Annotated in this window: 14 protein-coding genes; 8 read left to right on the top strand and 6 right to left on the bottom strand. The window is 40.4% G+C overall.

Annotation, left to right across the window (positions count from 1 at the left end; genetic code table 11):
• The first annotated feature begins 195 nt into the window (after positions 1-195).
• A complete protein-coding gene (locus IOC57_RS26600) occupies positions 196-390 on the top strand; it encodes a hypothetical protein (protein WP_207440404.1) in 195 nt (64 codons plus the stop codon).
• A gap of 177 nt (positions 391-567) precedes the next feature.
• Here the strand turns inward: IOC57_RS26600 and IOC57_RS20350 are convergent, their stop codons facing one another.
• Entirely contained in the window at positions 568-1,437 is an 870-nt protein-coding gene (locus IOC57_RS20350; protein ID WP_207440405.1) for a LysR family transcriptional regulator, read from the bottom strand.
• Positions 1,438-1,602: 165 nt separating this feature from the next.
• Here IOC57_RS20350 and hpaB point away from each other — a divergent pair, with 165 nt between their 5' ends.
• The gene (gene hpaB / locus IOC57_RS20355) at positions 1,603-3,075 is read left to right on the top strand and encodes a 4-hydroxyphenylacetate 3-monooxygenase, oxygenase component (protein ID WP_207440406.1); all 1,473 of its coding nucleotides are present in this window, start codon (positions 1,603-1,605) and stop codon (positions 3,073-3,075) included.
• 74 nt (positions 3,076-3,149) lie between these two features.
• Here the strand turns inward: hpaB and IOC57_RS20360 are convergent, their stop codons facing one another.
• From IOC57_RS20360 to IOC57_RS20370, 3 genes are read right to left on the bottom strand one after another with little or no spacing between them, the layout of a single operon-like run.
• The gene (locus IOC57_RS20360) at positions 3,150-3,536 is read right to left on the bottom strand and encodes a 5-carboxymethyl-2-hydroxymuconate Delta-isomerase (protein ID WP_207440407.1); all 387 of its coding nucleotides are present in this window, start codon (positions 3,534-3,536) and stop codon (positions 3,150-3,152) included.
• A gap of 17 nt (positions 3,537-3,553) precedes the next feature.
• On the bottom strand, positions 3,554-4,342 hold the full coding sequence (locus IOC57_RS20365; protein WP_207440408.1) for a fumarylacetoacetate hydrolase family protein: 789 nt from the start codon (positions 4,340-4,342) through the stop codon (positions 3,554-3,556).
• Positions 4,339-5,127, bottom strand: coding sequence for a fumarylacetoacetate hydrolase family protein (locus IOC57_RS20370; RefSeq protein WP_207440409.1), 789 nt, complete (start codon positions 5,125-5,127; stop codon positions 4,339-4,341). Before IOC57_RS20370 ends, IOC57_RS20365 begins: the two co-directional genes overlap by 4 nt.
• A gap of 358 nt (positions 5,128-5,485) precedes the next feature.
• On the opposite strand from IOC57_RS20370, the gene IOC57_RS26065 reads away from it, so the two are divergent.
• The 5 genes from IOC57_RS26065 to IOC57_RS20395 all read left to right on the top strand — a co-directional run bounded on the left by IOC57_RS26065 (position 5,486) and on the right by IOC57_RS20395 (position 9,997).
• Positions 5,486-5,806, top strand: coding sequence for a 4-hydroxyphenylacetate 3-hydroxylase C-terminal domain-containing protein (locus IOC57_RS26065; protein WP_286185077.1), 321 nt, complete (start codon positions 5,486-5,488; stop codon positions 5,804-5,806).
• Positions 5,807-6,689: 883 nt separating this feature from the next.
• Positions 6,690-7,982, top strand: a complete 1,293-nt coding sequence (asnS, locus tag IOC57_RS20380) for an asparagine--tRNA ligase (protein ID WP_207440410.1) — start codon at positions 6,690-6,692, stop codon at positions 7,980-7,982.
• 116 nt (positions 7,983-8,098) lie between these two features.
• Positions 8,099-8,794, top strand: a complete 696-nt coding sequence (locus IOC57_RS20385) for a DnaD domain-containing protein (protein WP_207440411.1) — start codon at positions 8,099-8,101, stop codon at positions 8,792-8,794.
• 22 nt (positions 8,795-8,816) lie between these two features.
• Positions 8,817-9,473 carry an endonuclease III gene (gene nth / locus IOC57_RS20390; protein ID WP_207440412.1) on the top strand — a complete coding sequence of 219 codons (657 nt, stop codon included), beginning with the start codon at positions 8,817-8,819 and terminating at the stop codon, positions 9,471-9,473.
• Positions 9,470-9,997, top strand: a complete 528-nt coding sequence (locus tag IOC57_RS20395) for a YpoC family protein (RefSeq protein WP_207440413.1) — start codon at positions 9,470-9,472, stop codon at positions 9,995-9,997. Before nth ends, IOC57_RS20395 begins: the two co-directional genes overlap by 4 nt.
• A 56-nt stretch (positions 9,998-10,053) precedes the next feature.
• On the opposite strand, the gene IOC57_RS20400 is transcribed toward IOC57_RS20395, so the two are convergent.
• Entirely contained in the window at positions 10,054-12,777 is a 2,724-nt protein-coding gene (locus IOC57_RS20400; protein ID WP_207440414.1) for a PBP1A family penicillin-binding protein, read from the bottom strand.
• A gap of 27 nt (positions 12,778-12,804) precedes the next feature.
• On the bottom strand, positions 12,805-13,416 hold the full coding sequence (recU, locus tag IOC57_RS20405; RefSeq protein ID WP_207440415.1) for a Holliday junction resolvase RecU: 612 nt from the start codon (positions 13,414-13,416) through the stop codon (positions 12,805-12,807).
• 143 nt (positions 13,417-13,559) lie between these two features.
• Between recU and IOC57_RS20410 the strand changes: the two genes are divergently transcribed.
• Positions 13,560-14,507, top strand: coding sequence for a DUF2515 family protein (locus tag IOC57_RS20410; protein ID WP_207440416.1), 948 nt, complete (start codon positions 13,560-13,562; stop codon positions 14,505-14,507).
• The last annotated feature ends 123 nt before the right edge of the window (positions 14,508-14,630 follow it).

Genomic DNA, 14,630 nt, shown 5'->3' on the forward strand with positions numbered 1-14,630 from the left:
AGATAGGAAATGCTCATGAGGGGATTCCCTATCAATCAATGGACAAATCCATTCATGAGAGTGGGCACTTACGATCTATTGGAAAAAATTCAATAAAACCGGAGCGATAGGCGGTATGATGACTGGTCTTTTTGGTAACTTTTGCTCGTGGCACTAAGTCCAAATGTCTGGAACCCGGTCCCCGGAGCCACCATTATGACCGGTGGCCCGATTTTTCCTTTGAATTATCCAGGAATCGTTTCCATTCCGCTTGGGTTCCTTGCATGCTATTTAGGTGCCCTGTTCGGTAACCGCTGGACAGGTTTGAAAACGGTTACGAAAGATAATTATAATGAAATCCTCGTAAAGTCCAATACCGGTCATGATGTTAAGGGTGTTTTACGACATTGAATGATGTAAAAGCTTGCCAGTAAATAATGCGCAGGTCATCGGGACCTAATAATTGATCGAAAAGCAGCCATCTACTGATAGGTTGCTTTTTTTGCTTTTCATTGAATATAGAATTGAAAAGCAACACCAGAGATTTTTAGAAGAGGTCCAACTGAAGATTCAAGGATAACTGGCCATTCATTCAGAAAATGTTTCCAGAAATTTGATGGCACCTTTGGAAAGATAGCGTTCTTCGAGCCATATAAGGGCGGCTTCCGATTGTACTTCACAATTCAACAGTTCGACTATTTTTATACCTTGGGTTGAAAATGATTTGGATGTGGTACATGGCATGATGGTAGCGCCTATTCCTTCCTTCACCAAAGATAATATCATTGCAGCATCAGGACATTCACATACAATCATAGGTTCAAATCCATGTCTGAAGCATTCATCCACTATAAGTTCATATGTGCCTTGACCGCTTACCCTATGCAGCAATAGGAGGGGAAATTCTTTAATTTGTTTAAATTCGATGGAGTCTGGGATATCCCAATCATTAGGCGTGACAAGCACAAAATCTTCAGGAGGAAGGTTGACCGATGAGAATTGCTTACCGTTGATTGGAAGCCTTACAATGGCCAACTCGATTTCCCTGTTTATTAAACCTTCCGTCAAACGGTACGTATCACCTTCCATTAACTTGAAGCGTATGTCAGGGAACTTTGCTCTAAAGGCTCTCATCCTTTGCGGAATGTAAGAAAAGCAAGTTTTTACTGACCCAATGGAAAGAGTGCCTTTTATCCCTTTACTGACTTCTTTCACTTCCAGAAGCATTTCTTCAAACTGATTCAATAGGGCTTCAGCTTTTTTATATAGGACCTTGCCAGTTTCAGTGAGTTCAAGTCTCTTTCCATTGCGATCGAAAAGTTTTTCACCGATTTCCATTTCCATCAATTTAAGTTGCTGGCTAAGAGGAGGTTGAGCCATGTGTAATTTTTTTGCAGCTTTGGTTACTTGTTCTTCCTGAACAATTGTCACAAAATATTTTAACTGCCGGATGTCCATTTTATACACCTCATACATATGATTTACATATATATATTGAATTTTTTAAGTATTTTATATATATCATATCACATGGTATATTTTGTTATAGTAATTAATTTAATATTTGGAATTTATATGATTGTAAGCGCTTCACTTATATTGAAACCAAAGGGGGATGCAAGCATGCCAGCTAAGACAGGTAAAGAATATATCGATAGGGTAGATGAAGCAAAGGCTAATGTATGGATCAATGGGGAGCAAGTAAAAGATAAGATCAGTCAGCACCCAGCTTTTAAAGGGGTCATGAAAACACAGGCCGAATTATATGATTTACAGCATGATTCAGCTAAAAATGACATCATGACTTATATTTCACCAATCTCAAACGAAAGAGTAGGGACCTCATTCATGCAGCCCCGGACTAAGGAAGACCTTGAAAAAAGGAGGAAAATGATCCAAGAATGGGCAAGACATAATAATGGAATGATGGGACGTTCCCCTGACTATATCAACAGTGGGATGATGGCGTACGGTACTGCAGCTGATATGTTTGGCACTCAGGATTCGGCATTTGCTAAAAATATGAAGGATTATTATGAGCTCTGCCGGGAAAAAGATTTGTCGCTGACACATACCCTGATTCAACCCCAGGTTAATAGGGGAGTTAGTGCCGCCAAGCTTCCGGACCCTTACATCGCTGCACGGATTGCTGGCAAGAATTCAGAAGGGCTTATTATAAAGGGAGCCAGATTATTAGCTACACAAGGGGGAATAACGGATGAAATCATGGTTTTCCCTTCAACATTGCTTAAACAATCAGAAGAAGAAAACCCTTATGCATTCGCATTCTCCATACCAAATAATACACCGGGTTTGAAATTCATCTGTCGTGAATCATTCGACTATGGCAAATCACATTTTGACCATCCACTTGGTTCACGATTTGAGGAAATGGATACAATTATCGTTTTTGATGATGTAGTCGTTCCTTGGAATCGGGTATTTGCATATGGGGATGTCGGCATTTGCAACCAGGCCTATAATGAAAGCAATGCAGTTGTTCATATGACCCATCAGGTGGTATCGAAGAATATCGCAAAAACCGAGTTCATTCTGGGGATTTTACAACTAATGGTGGAAACCATCAATATTGGGCAATACCAGCATGTTCAGGAGAAAATCTCGGAAGTCATCATAGCGCTTGAAACGGTAAAGGCTTTCATTATAGCTTCGGAGGCAAACGCGAAAGTGGATAAGTGGGGTATGATGACACCTGATTTCACACCATTAAACATTGCCCGTAATTATTATCCGAAGATTTACCCTAGATTCAGTGAAATAATGCAGCTGCTTGGAGCTAGTGGCTTAATGGCGATACCAAATGAAGCCGATTTCAATTCGGAGCTTCGACCGGATTTGGATAAATATCTTCAAGCCGCGAATGGTGGAGCCTTTGACAGGGTTAAATTGTATCGTCTCGCATGGGATGTATGCATGAGTTCATTTGGATCCAGGCAAACACTGTACGAAAGATTCTTTTTTGGGGATCCGGTCCGTATGGCAAGCGCTTTATATAACGGCTATGATAAACAGGAATATGTGGACCGTGTCAAGGAGTTCTTGAACCGTACGGAAAACCTTGCAGAAATCAACTGAGTTCGGTAGTAGCTAAACATTTCATATTTAAAGGCCTTCCCGATGAAGGAAGGCCTTTAAATATGAAATCTTGTTCATTTATTATATCGATCATGGATATTATTCTTTTTATACGTGCCAAAATCACTGAATTCCGTAAGTTCCATGGAAAGGGCAAGATATCTTTTTGAAAAGAGGGATGCCAAATGGGATTCCATCGTTTCGAAAAGTTGATCGCATACTTTAATTTTATCACTGTCCTGGCGTCCAGCTCCAATTTTTAGTATGGCATGAACAAAGGCATCATCCTCTGTACCATCAGCAACACGATAATGCTTCAATTCAATGGCCCGTGATCGAATTCCGCCAATTGGAAAGATGGAAGGATAGGAAATAAGTACAGCATTCACCTTTCTTAATAAGCCGTCAATCTGGATTTCATCTTTGATATTATCCGTATATTCAATAATAATATGAGGCATGTGATTAGTCCTTTCCGTTAATTATGGATTTTTAGATGTGGCCGATCCCCGCCTTCTGTAAATATATCGTCACCGACTATTGTGCTAACAAGTTTCCCGATCCCTTCAATTTCAGTGATGATTTCATCCCCTACAGCAGTATCCGCCAATCCTTCAGGTGTGCCAGTCAATATGATATCGCCTGGGCTCAATGTCATGAAGCTGCTGAAATATTCTATTAAATCAGCAATGCCGAAAATCATATCTTTCGTATTTCCTTCCTGAGTCAATTTCCCGTTGACGTAAGTTTTAATGGAAAGATTCGAAGGATCTGGAATATCTTCGGAATCGACTAGCCAGGGACCAATGGGGGTGCAGGTATCGCGATTTTTGACCTTTAAGTTTGGTCGGTAGTAATTCTCCAGATAATCCCTAATTGCATAATCATTTGCAATCGTATATCCACTTACATATTTAAAGGCTTCTTCCTTTTTTATGTTTTTCGTCTTTTTACCTATGATCACTGCCAGTTCACATTCATAATGCATATAAGCTGCATCAGCTGGCCGCCTTGTTTGCCCCCGGTGGCCGATAAAGGTATTGGGACCTTTTAAGAACGCTAGGGGTTCTTCAGGGGCTTTAAAATCAAGCTCCTTTGCATGGTCTGCATAATTCAGGCCAAGCGCGAAGACAGTTCGTGGTTCCACCGGGGGAAGCCAGACAACATCCTGCTCATTGACAATCCGGCCATCCGCCAATTTGAGCTGACCATAATATTCACTTGCTGGATGTATGGCACCTGCATAGGCTACACGTGCTCTTTTCATAAAATCCCCTCCAGTGATATTTTTTCTTCGGAAATGATAGTATTTTCCAAATATCCGATTTCGTCTATTTCTATTCTGACATGATCATTGGCTTTTGCCAGCGGTGCATTCTCTGGAACTCCAACTAGAAGGACGTCACCCGTACTCAAAGTCATGAAGTCTGTTACATCCTCAATAAGGCGGGATATGGAGCGAATTAGATTTGAAGTTGAATTTTCTTGTCTTAGCTCTCCATTTATATATACACGGATTCCTAAAGAATCGGGGTTGGAGATGGATTCCTTGGATACGACCCATGGACCGATCGGGCAAAATCCATCACGGGCTTTATGGCGGATAGCAGGACGGAAAACGCTTTCATGCGGAATGCTAATATCATTGGCGATCGTAAAACCTTCTATATAATCCAATGCATGTTCTTTCTTGACTCTTGTGGCCGTATTACTGATTACTATTGCAAGTGAGGCCCCGATTTCCAATTCAGCTATGCCATTTGGAAGGGGAATTGGATTGGAAAAAGAAGAAAATGTGTTTCTAGGTTTAATATAGAGGATCGGCCCTTTAGGAGGTTCATTATAAGGAGGATGGTCGATCTTTCCCTTCAATGCTTCCAATGATCCTTTATAGTTTAATAATGTCCCATATACAGTTCCTGAGATAGGGTTATCCAACTTGATTTGTGATACCTCATACTTATCGCCGTTCATTAATATATAGCGTTTTGACAGTATTTCAATTTCTTCTGAACAATCTGACTTTTTGAGTTTCACTCTTGCTTTTGCCATGGACACTCACCCCTTGATTTTATAATTAATCATATATGATATCGTATATGATTTTTTGTATAAGTTCAACATTTTTAGATTATTCAGCATAATTATACAAAAAATGTTAGGGAAAAGTTGGGTTTCAACAGAAAAATGTCTTGAACATTTAGTTAGTATAAAGCTAGGAATTCAAATTGAAAGATTGTGAATGGTGGATGAATCGATATACATTTCATTTCATGGCTGTACCCGCTATGCGGTAAAGTTGGACTTTAAGGCTGTGGGCTTCAGATGATGGTGGGTACGGAAATGGCAGGAACGAATCAATCTAGGGGGAGTTCAAGCCAATATCGGGGAAGTGCTTGCTTACAGGAATATGTTTTCCAATCTCGACTTTACAGCGATGGCTAAAGATCCGATGGCAGGACAGAATGGCACTGTTCTCTCCACCAGCACATTTACAACTGCATATAGGCTGTCCACACCGATGGTTCGGCCAAAGGTGAAACAGATATTTGAGCAGGCTGTAGTCGGCAATCTCATTCAACTCCCCTCAAGCTCCAAGGATGTTTTATACCCTGAGGTCCGTCCGTATCTCGATAAATATGATAAGGGGTCAGGTGGGGCAGCAGCAGTGGAAAGGGTGAAGAAAATTCATAAGGGATTCCATCGGAACGGAACTTGGTGGCAGGAATGAGTTATATGAAATCAATTGTGCGGGTAATCATGAAAATGGCAGATTTAAATGGGCAATCGGATAATTAAAAGCTTTTTTGGACTTGGCACATCCTTTCACCATTGCGGTGCTAGATTATCGTTTTTCCTCCGATCGAGGGACAGAGAATGATTATTTCATTCAGCAGAAAATCATTGAAGAGATGTATAGGTTCTTTAAGAAGAGGAATCAAGTCGTCTTAACAGCCATATCGTAGTGCTTATACTGCTGATTCCTGGAAATGAATTGATGCATCAATCATTTATAAACTGTTTTCAGCGGATGTCCTTCAAAATGGGACTTAGCACAATAAGTGATGAATTGGAAAGGGCTCACGATATTTTTCAAGAAGCTTTATCCGCTTTTAATAATAATGAAAGAACTCGGGATATTATCAATTTGAAGAAGTCGATTTGCTATCCAGTTTAATGCATACTACGAGTACTCCAGCGATCCTGCAAAAAGCTGAGAAAATGCTGGTGGTTTACGCAATCGGATCAAAAAACTGGAGAGCTACTTTCCCGCCAAATAAGAAACCATAAAAATGCTTTCCTTTATATGCTTCATTTGAAACCCTGTTAAAGGTGAAAATGATTACCATTGTTTCATTGGATTCAACCCTATGATTAAAAATAGAAATGGTTTATCGATACATATACTGAAAGGATTTTATAAGAGCTTGAGCGTTAATGAAAAGTAATGTACCATGCAAACTGGCGAATGCGCTACAAAAATATATAAGAATGATATATATAAGGCATGGAACTGCCGTTTCAATTGATTTATTTGCTTGTAAGCAGGGCTATGGGTATAATAAGTAGAGTGAATTCATTAGTAAGTTAAGCTATTTTTGGAGGTAAATTCCGTGAAAATTACAATAAAAAATGCTAGCAAATTCGTCGATCAAGAAGTTACAATTGGAGGCTGGCTTGCCAGCAAACGCTCCAGTGGGAAAATTGCTTTCCTTCAAATCCGTGATGGCTCTGGTTTCATTCAAGGTGTGGTCGTGAAAGCTGAAGTGGGTGAAGAAATTTTCGCTCGTGCGAAATCGGTTTCGCAAGAGTCATCTTTGTATGTAACAGGTGTCATTCAAAAGGATGAACGATCGCCGTTCGGTTATGAGTTACAGGTGAAAGATATTGAAATCATTCATGAATCATTGGATTACCCCATTACACCTAAAGCGCATGGTCCTGAATTCCTAATGGATAACCGCCATTTGTGGCTGCGTTCAAAACGGCAGCATGCTGTCATGAAAATCCGGAATGAAATAATCCGTGCTACATATGAATTCTTTAATGAAGAAGGTTTCGTAAAAGTGGATCCCCCAATTTTAACTGGAAGCGCACCAGAGGGAACGAGTGAATTGTTCGCGACTAAATACTTTGATGAGGATGCATACCTTTCACAAAGTGGTCAGCTCTATATGGAAGCGGCTGCCATGGCACTTGGGAAGGTATTTTCCTTTGGTCCTACCTTTAGGGCAGAAAAATCCAAAACAAGACGCCATTTAATCGAGTTCTGGATGATTGAACCAGAAATGGCCTTTATCGAATTTAAAGAAAACCTGGAGGTTCAGGAGCAATTCGTATCTTCCATCATCCAATCCGTATTGAAAAACTGTCAGCTTGAGTTGAATACACTTGGCCGTGATACAGCGAAGCTTGAACAAATTCAAGCTCCATTCCCGCGTATTACATATGATGAAGCCATTAAGTTCCTTCATGAACAAGGATTTGACGATATCCAGTGGGGTGATGATTTTGGAGCTCCGCATGAAACTGCGATAGCGGAAAGCTATGATAAGCCCGTTTTCATAACTCATTATCCAACCAAAATCAAACCATTTTATATGCAGCCAGCTCCTGATAGGGAAGAAGTCGTTCTTTGTGCCGACCTGATCGCACCGGAAGGATATGGAGAAATAATTGGCGGTTCAGAGCGGATTCATGATCTGGAATTGCTTGAACAGAGAATCAATGAACATGGCTTGAGCGAAGATGCTTACAAATGGTATATGGAATTAAGAAAATATGGCTCTGTACCGCATTCAGGCTTTGGTTTGGGATTAGAACGCACCGTTGCTTGGATCAGTGGAGTAGAGCATGTTCGAGAAACCATCCCGTTCCCACGACTATTAAATCGTTTATATCCTTGATTTCGTAATGAAGCGGTTATCTTGCCATATTTGGCAGATAACCGTTTTTTGTTAAAATTATAAACTTATTCGGGGAGCCTTTTTCATGTTATACTTAACCAGAGGTGTCCAAAAACATGAATAAAGAACATTTATATGCGTGGTTTAAGGAAGGAACGATAACGATTCCATCCTTTTTGTTGACTAACTATAGTACAATGGGACTGAATGAACAAGAAATGGTCCTATTATTACAATTGCAAAGCTTCATCGATAAAGGTAACCATTTCCCTGCACCATCCCAACTCTCTGACCGAATGACATTGCAAGAAACGGAATGTCTTTTCTTGATCCAGCGTTTGGTCCAAATGGGATTTGTTGAAATGGTGGTTGAAGGGAACCAAGAAATCGGACAGGAAAAATATTCATTGTCTCCACTTTATGAAAAAATGATGGACTGTTTCTTGAAAACGTTGAAACAGTCAGAGTCTGCTGAAGTCCAAAAAGCGGGGGAGAGCCTATATACGATTTTTGAACAGGAGTTTGGCCGCCCTTTATCTCCATTTGAATGTGAGACATTGGCAATGTGGATGGAAGACGATCATCAACCTGAGATCATTAAGTCAGCTCTAAGGGAGTCTGTCATTTCCGGAAAATTGAATTTCCGTTACATTGATCGAATTTTATTTGAGTGGAAAAAGAATGGAATTAAAACCTTGGAACAGGCAAGGGAGCAAGGACAAAAATTTAGAGTTCACCAAAAGAGGGACCGTAAGACGGAAACTGCACAACCATTGAAAGATGTGCCTTTCTATAACTGGCTCGAGCAGTAATGTAAATTGAAGGAGAACCAATATGATGAATAAAGCTCAAATTCGATATTGTCTGGATACGATGGGTGATATGTTTCCGGATGCCCATTGTGAGCTGAATCACTCCAATCCATTTGAATTGGTGGTTGCTGTTGCCCTGTCAGCTCAGTGTACGGATGTATTAGTCAATAAAGTCACGAATGATTTATTTCAGAAATATAAAACGCCTGAGGATTACATAAGCGTTCCGATAGAAGAGTTGGAAAATGACATTCGCTCAATCGGTTTGTTTCGTAACAAGGCTAAGAACATACAAAAGTTGTCGCGCATGCTAATCGAAGAATACGGTAAGGAAGTTCCCAGAGATCGTGATGAGCTTGTTAAATTGCCCGGCGTTGGCAGAAAGACGGCGAATGTAGTCGTTTCCGTTGCTTTTGATGTGCCAGCGATTGCTGTGGATACCCATGTGGAGCGTGTTTCCAAGCGCCTGGGGTTATGCCGGTGGAAGGATAGTGTCCTCGATGTTGAGAAAACGTTGATGGCTAAGATACCAAAGGATGAATGGTCGGTTACGCATCACCGCCTTATATTCTTTGGACGCTATCATTGCAAGGCCCAGTCACCAAAATGTGAAACTTGCCGACTTCTCGATTTATGCCGTGAAGGAAAAAAAAGAATGAAAAGGAAAGAATCCAATTGACTCAGTCCATATCATTAAAAGTCCCTGAAGAACTGGACCATCCTTTGTTTTTTCCTGAAAAGGAATCCATCTTGGAAATAGGGAGATATGCAGGTTGGAGTGAATCGATCCCATTCGAGGCTTTCCCATATGAGTTACTTTATTATAATCATGTAGAGGGGTATGCTCCTTGGACTATGGGTGCAATGCATGTGAAGGAACTGCTTGAAATATGGAAGGGAATTGATTCAGAGTGCGGTTTGCTATTTTCTGAGCGAAAAGTGGGACAGACGTTTGGACTCATGCAGCAGGGGGTCGGATTATTTTTAACCGCAGTCTTCTGGATGCATGGGAAACCAGTGGTATTGAATGATTACCGGGTCCAAATAAAATCCTTTAACAATATTCCAGTGAACATGGATGAAAGGCTTTCTTTCATCCTGGCAAGACCCGCTTTTTTTCATTCTTATAGACAGCTTAGTGAATTGTTCCGAGAATTCGAAAAACAATATGTGAAGTTCATGATAAAAAATAAGAACTGCTAAAAAAAACGTCTAAGCTAAAAGCTTAGACGTTTTTTTTAGTCAATCTTTATCTATATTTATTCCGTATCTTTGTTTGGATCTGGATCAGGGTTAGGGTCCGGGTCAGGGGTCTCGCCTGGTTTTTCCTCTTCTACCGTTCCAGGGTCAGTGGCATCATCCCCGCCTTCGACGTCCTCATCACCCTTGTTGCCATTTCCATCATCAGTGTTGTTTCCATTATCATTACCATTATTATCATTGTTGCCATTACCAGTATTGCCATTATTTTCGTTATTGCCGTTTTCGCCATTGTTATTTTTGTCTTCGTCTTGTTTATCTTCTTCGCCTTCAGCAGGAGTTTCTTGTTCCGTATCCTCATCTTCGGCAGGATCTTCAATCTCCTCGTCCTCAGTATCCTCAGGGACTGCCACTTCAGTAGGTATTTTGACGGATGTACTCGCAGGATCACTTTGTTGGTTATCCACTAAAGCTACCACTGAGAAAGTATATTTACTTCCAGGGGTTGGATTAGGGATCGTTAAACTAGTATCCTTCGATTTTTTTAATACGCTCTGTGCTCCGCCATCAACGGACATCTTAACCTCGAATTGGGTATTCCCATTACCTTTAGGATATGACCAGGATAAATTGATTTCATTGCTTTCCTGGTTGTAAGAAGCGTTAATGCCAGGTGAGTCGATTTTTTCATATTCAGTCGTCACTTGTGTTGGCTCGTGACCTTTAACATAATATTCATAAGTGATTTTACTGCTTGGTGTATATTCATTGGCTTTAACAGCTGGATTCGATCCTTTGATGACTCCAACCTTCACAACACTGTCAGGTTGATCAAAGTCTTTCGTTTCTTTTGATTGAGCCATATGTTCCATTAAATTCTTAAAGATGAATTTAGGGATCCTTTGAGATGATTCACCCAGATATTCCATTTGCTCTCCAGATGCATTATCGTAACCAGCCCAAACGGCGACTGTATAATTGGTTGTATAACCTGCCATCCAGCTATCCTTTACACCGGAAGATGGGATGTTGTTCTTTGCACGTTGTTCAGGCGTGAAATTGGTTGACCCCGTTTTACCGGCTACCGGGAGACTAGGTATGTTGGCTAACCTTCCTGTTCCATAAGCTTCTGTCATGACGCTTTTCAACATGTCCGTCACGATGAAAGCTGTGGAATCTTTCATGACCGGCTTTGATTCCGTCTTGTTTTTGATGGTTGTTTTATCACGTAAAACAATCTTTTTCACACTATGCGGTTCATTATAGATACCGTTGTTTCCGAATGAACTGTAAGCACCGGCAAGTTCGAGTGTAGAAACATCCTTACCGCCGCCCAATGCTGCCGATTCGGTAATTTCCTTGTCAAAAGGAATGCCAAGGTCGGTGGCAAAATCACGTGCCCGGTCCAAACCGACTGCTTGAAGCGTTTTTAAGGCAGGAATATTTAAGGACCGTGCCAGTGCTTCACGAGTGGTTACAGTACCATAATGTCGTCCGGAAGCATTTTTAAGCGGTGTTCCATTACTGTAAGTATATTCCTCATCCTTGATTTGATGGTAGGTGGACCAATTTAAATATTCTACGGCAGGACCATAATCCAGAATAGGCTTAATGGTCGAACCAGGTGATCGCTTGGCATCCGTAGCATAATTCCAGCCGCGTTTAACCGTCGTGTTCCTGCCGCCGCCGACTGCTTTGATTTCACCAGTTTCTGTATCGAGTAATGTGACTCCTGCTTGGAGATCTTTACTTGGATAATTGATGATTTCATCACTGTTCAACATGTTATAGACATATTCTTGGGCATCTTTATCGATGGTCGTTTGGATTTCCAAACCATCGGTAAAGACGTTATAGTCACCCATATCCCCGACTTCCTCAATTACCAAATCGATGAATGCATCGTATGCGGTCGTATCGATTTGGCTCTTATCGATTTCTTGAAGTCCTTGTGTTATATCGATGCTTTGTGCATTTTTCATTTCCGTTTCGGTGATATAACCATGTTTATTCATTAAATGCAGGACAATATCACGGCGTTCTTTCGCACGTTCAGGATATTTATACGGGTCATACCTGCTTGGGCTTTGCGGTAATCCTACAAGCATGGCCGCTTCGTTCAATTTCAATTCGCTAAGATCTTTTCCATAATAAGTTTGCGATGCCGTTAAGATGCCGTTGGCACGGTTAGCAAAGAAAATCTTATTTACATACATTTCGAAAATTTCTTCTTTTGTATATTTTCTTTCAAGCTGTATGGATAGCCACATTTCCTGGACTTTCCTTTTAATGGTCTTATCAGGTGTTAAATAAGAACGCTTGATAACCTGCTGAGTCAATGTACTTGCACCCTCTGAGCCGAATCCGTTTTTGACGTTGGCTATGACGGCACTGCCCAGACGTAAGAAATCGACCCCGTGGTGTTCATAAAAGCGGGAATCTTCCGTTGCCAGGAAAGCTTCTTCGACAAGATCGGGGATGTCTTCATAATTGACATAATCCCGGTTTTCCTTACCGATTTCAGCTAGCAATTTACCATTTTCATCGAGAATCTTGGATGTGACCGGATCTTTCAAAAGCTTTTCGTCAAGTTTTGGAGCGTCGCTTATAAAGTAAGCCATGGCAGCTCCTCCGGCAACCAAGCCTATTATTCCGATTGTAACAAGTATAAGGAAAATGCGCTTAAGCATATTGGTTTGCTTTTTAGGACCTTTCTTCTGTCCCTTTTTTTGTGTCTGCCCCTGCTTTCGGCGTTCTTCTCTAGTATTATATTTTTCAGCCATTACAGCTAACCTGCCTTTCTAAAAAAACTAAAAATTTTCTGAGATGAGCGAATCTACTACTTTAATATAGTCAATTCTCGGTTGAAAGCCAAGAGTAATCTTTCGTGAACTGCTTTCAACCTCTTGAAGAGTTATAGATTTGCGTCCGCCGCCTTTCATTCTCTGCCAATAAAAACTAAGTTGTTCAGAACTCATTAGATATATATCATCCATTGCGGAAAACCGGATGATGACAAATGCAATTCCGTCATGCTGAACGATATGTTTCATATGTTCGATTTGATGGTCATGAAAATTCTTCAGAGGGAAAGAACTGCTGTTTTTTGTTTCCTTTGCCTCAAAATCAATGTACTTTCCTTTATAAACACCATTGTAATCGGTGGTCGATGCTTGTTTGAAATAGGCTTCTTTAATGACTGCAGCACTTCTTTTCGGGTAATGGACATCGACAATTTGAATGGGTGTCGGTTTTTTATGGATGACGGCAATGCCGTGTGCTAAATAATACTGATTGGTTTCGTTCAAATCGTCTTCCAATGTTTTTCCCCGGTTGCTGTAACTGATTTTTTTTAGTGGGCTTTTCCTTTCTTCCATAGCCTGCGGTACAAATCTTCGTCCGTTGGGATAATGAAATGCCACTTTTACCCCTCCTTTTTTTTACTTATCTATATTAGCAAAAAAAGAATCCAATATGTGAATAAAAAGAATTGTTTCTAAGAACGATAGGGTTTATGTACAACTATATGTCACAATTCATCGCTATAGAAAGGCTGGACACATAGATGCGAATGTTAAAGACGGAAAAGCAATTGCTCCATTCCATAAAAGCCCAAACCGCTAAAGGGAATAGGGATAATATATCAAGAACAAAGGCATATGAACAATTTTTCAGAATGCATCCAGAAATCCAATGGTCATTTTTAGCTGGTATGGTTTCTAGAAATGCAGGCTGGAATATGTGTGATCTTGAAGGAATATGGTTTTCCCATTTGCTTGGCCTGAAATACAGGCAGCTTTTGTTCCTAACTTATGAAGAGGCCAACTGGAGAATATTCCAGGATGCATATCCGCAATTACTGCTCTATCATTATTCGACGAAGTATGGCCGGCCTTTGTTTCACTTATGTCATTATTTTTTTATTACCAAATTCATGATGAACGAATGGTATTCCTTTTGGAAAAATGGAAATCGTGAAAAATTGATCACTGCGCTTATCATAAATGAACAAAACATCATTGAAGAACCGGTTATTAAAAAGCAATCTTTCGTTTTTCATTCTCTATTATTCCTCCTGCAGGACTGGATGCATTTTAGCACCGTTTTATTTCCTACTTGTAATGGAGAACTGTATGGCTCGTCCGTTTCACATTTTAAAAATATTGATAAAAGGATTGAATTGGGGAAAAGGTTGGCCGGCCTTTTATTTTCCGAAGATTTGTTTCCGCTATTTTATGAATTTTCCTGCAGGACTGAACCAACGGGTGCCAGATATGATTATGAACAATATCGAAAAAAGCCTAGGTACCATGAAACCCCGATGCTTAGGGGAGTATATCCATTGATTCATCATCAGGCAAGGGAGACAGAGCAATGGGATGTGAAAAAAAAGATTAAAAAAAAATGGTTCATTAAACCAAAATGGGAAGAAGACCCGCATTTGACCGATTGGTATGACCATAAACAAAAGCAGCTGCACACGGCAGCAATAATCAAAACCTTGATTTTATAATAGAAACAGGGAAGGCTTCGATTAAGCCTTCCCTCAGTTTGTAGACAAAAGGGGTTCGGAATTAAAAAATTCCGAACCCCTTTTGAAATTCCCTTTGAAATTCCCTTTGAAATTCCCTTTGAA

It is taken from the genome of Bacillus sp. SD075, assembly GCF_017355165.1.
GTDB lineage: Bacteria > Bacillota > Bacilli > Bacillales > DSM-1321 > Peribacillus.

Coding starts and splice junctions, on each gene's coding strand:
- IOC57_RS26600 (WP_207440404.1), top strand. CDS start 196: ATGACCGGTGGCCCGATTTTTCCTTTGAATTATCCAGGAATCGTTTCC.
- IOC57_RS20350 (WP_207440405.1), bottom strand. CDS start 1,437: ATGGACATCCGGCAGTTAAAATATTTTGTGACAATTGTTCAGGAAGAA.
- hpaB (WP_207440406.1), top strand. CDS start 1,603: ATGCCAGCTAAGACAGGTAAAGAATATATCGATAGGGTAGATGAAGCA.
- IOC57_RS20360 (WP_207440407.1), bottom strand. CDS start 3,536: ATGCCTCATATTATTATTGAATATACGGATAATATCAAAGATGAAATC.
- IOC57_RS20365 (WP_207440408.1), bottom strand. CDS start 4,342: ATGAAAAGAGCACGTGTAGCCTATGCAGGTGCCATACATCCAGCAAGT.
- IOC57_RS20370 (WP_207440409.1), bottom strand. CDS start 5,127: ATGGCAAAAGCAAGAGTGAAACTCAAAAAGTCAGATTGTTCAGAAGAA.
- IOC57_RS26065 (WP_286185077.1), top strand. CDS start 5,486: ATGTTTTCCAATCTCGACTTTACAGCGATGGCTAAAGATCCGATGGCA.
- IOC57_RS20385 (WP_207440411.1), top strand. CDS start 8,099: ATGAATAAAGAACATTTATATGCGTGGTTTAAGGAAGGAACGATAACG.
- nth (WP_207440412.1), top strand. CDS start 8,817: ATGATGAATAAAGCTCAAATTCGATATTGTCTGGATACGATGGGTGAT.
- IOC57_RS20400 (WP_207440414.1), bottom strand. CDS start 12,777: ATGGCTGAAAAATATAATACTAGAGAAGAACGCCGAAAGCAGGGGCAG.
- IOC57_RS20410 (WP_207440416.1), top strand. CDS start 13,560: ATGCGAATGTTAAAGACGGAAAAGCAATTGCTCCATTCCATAAAAGCC.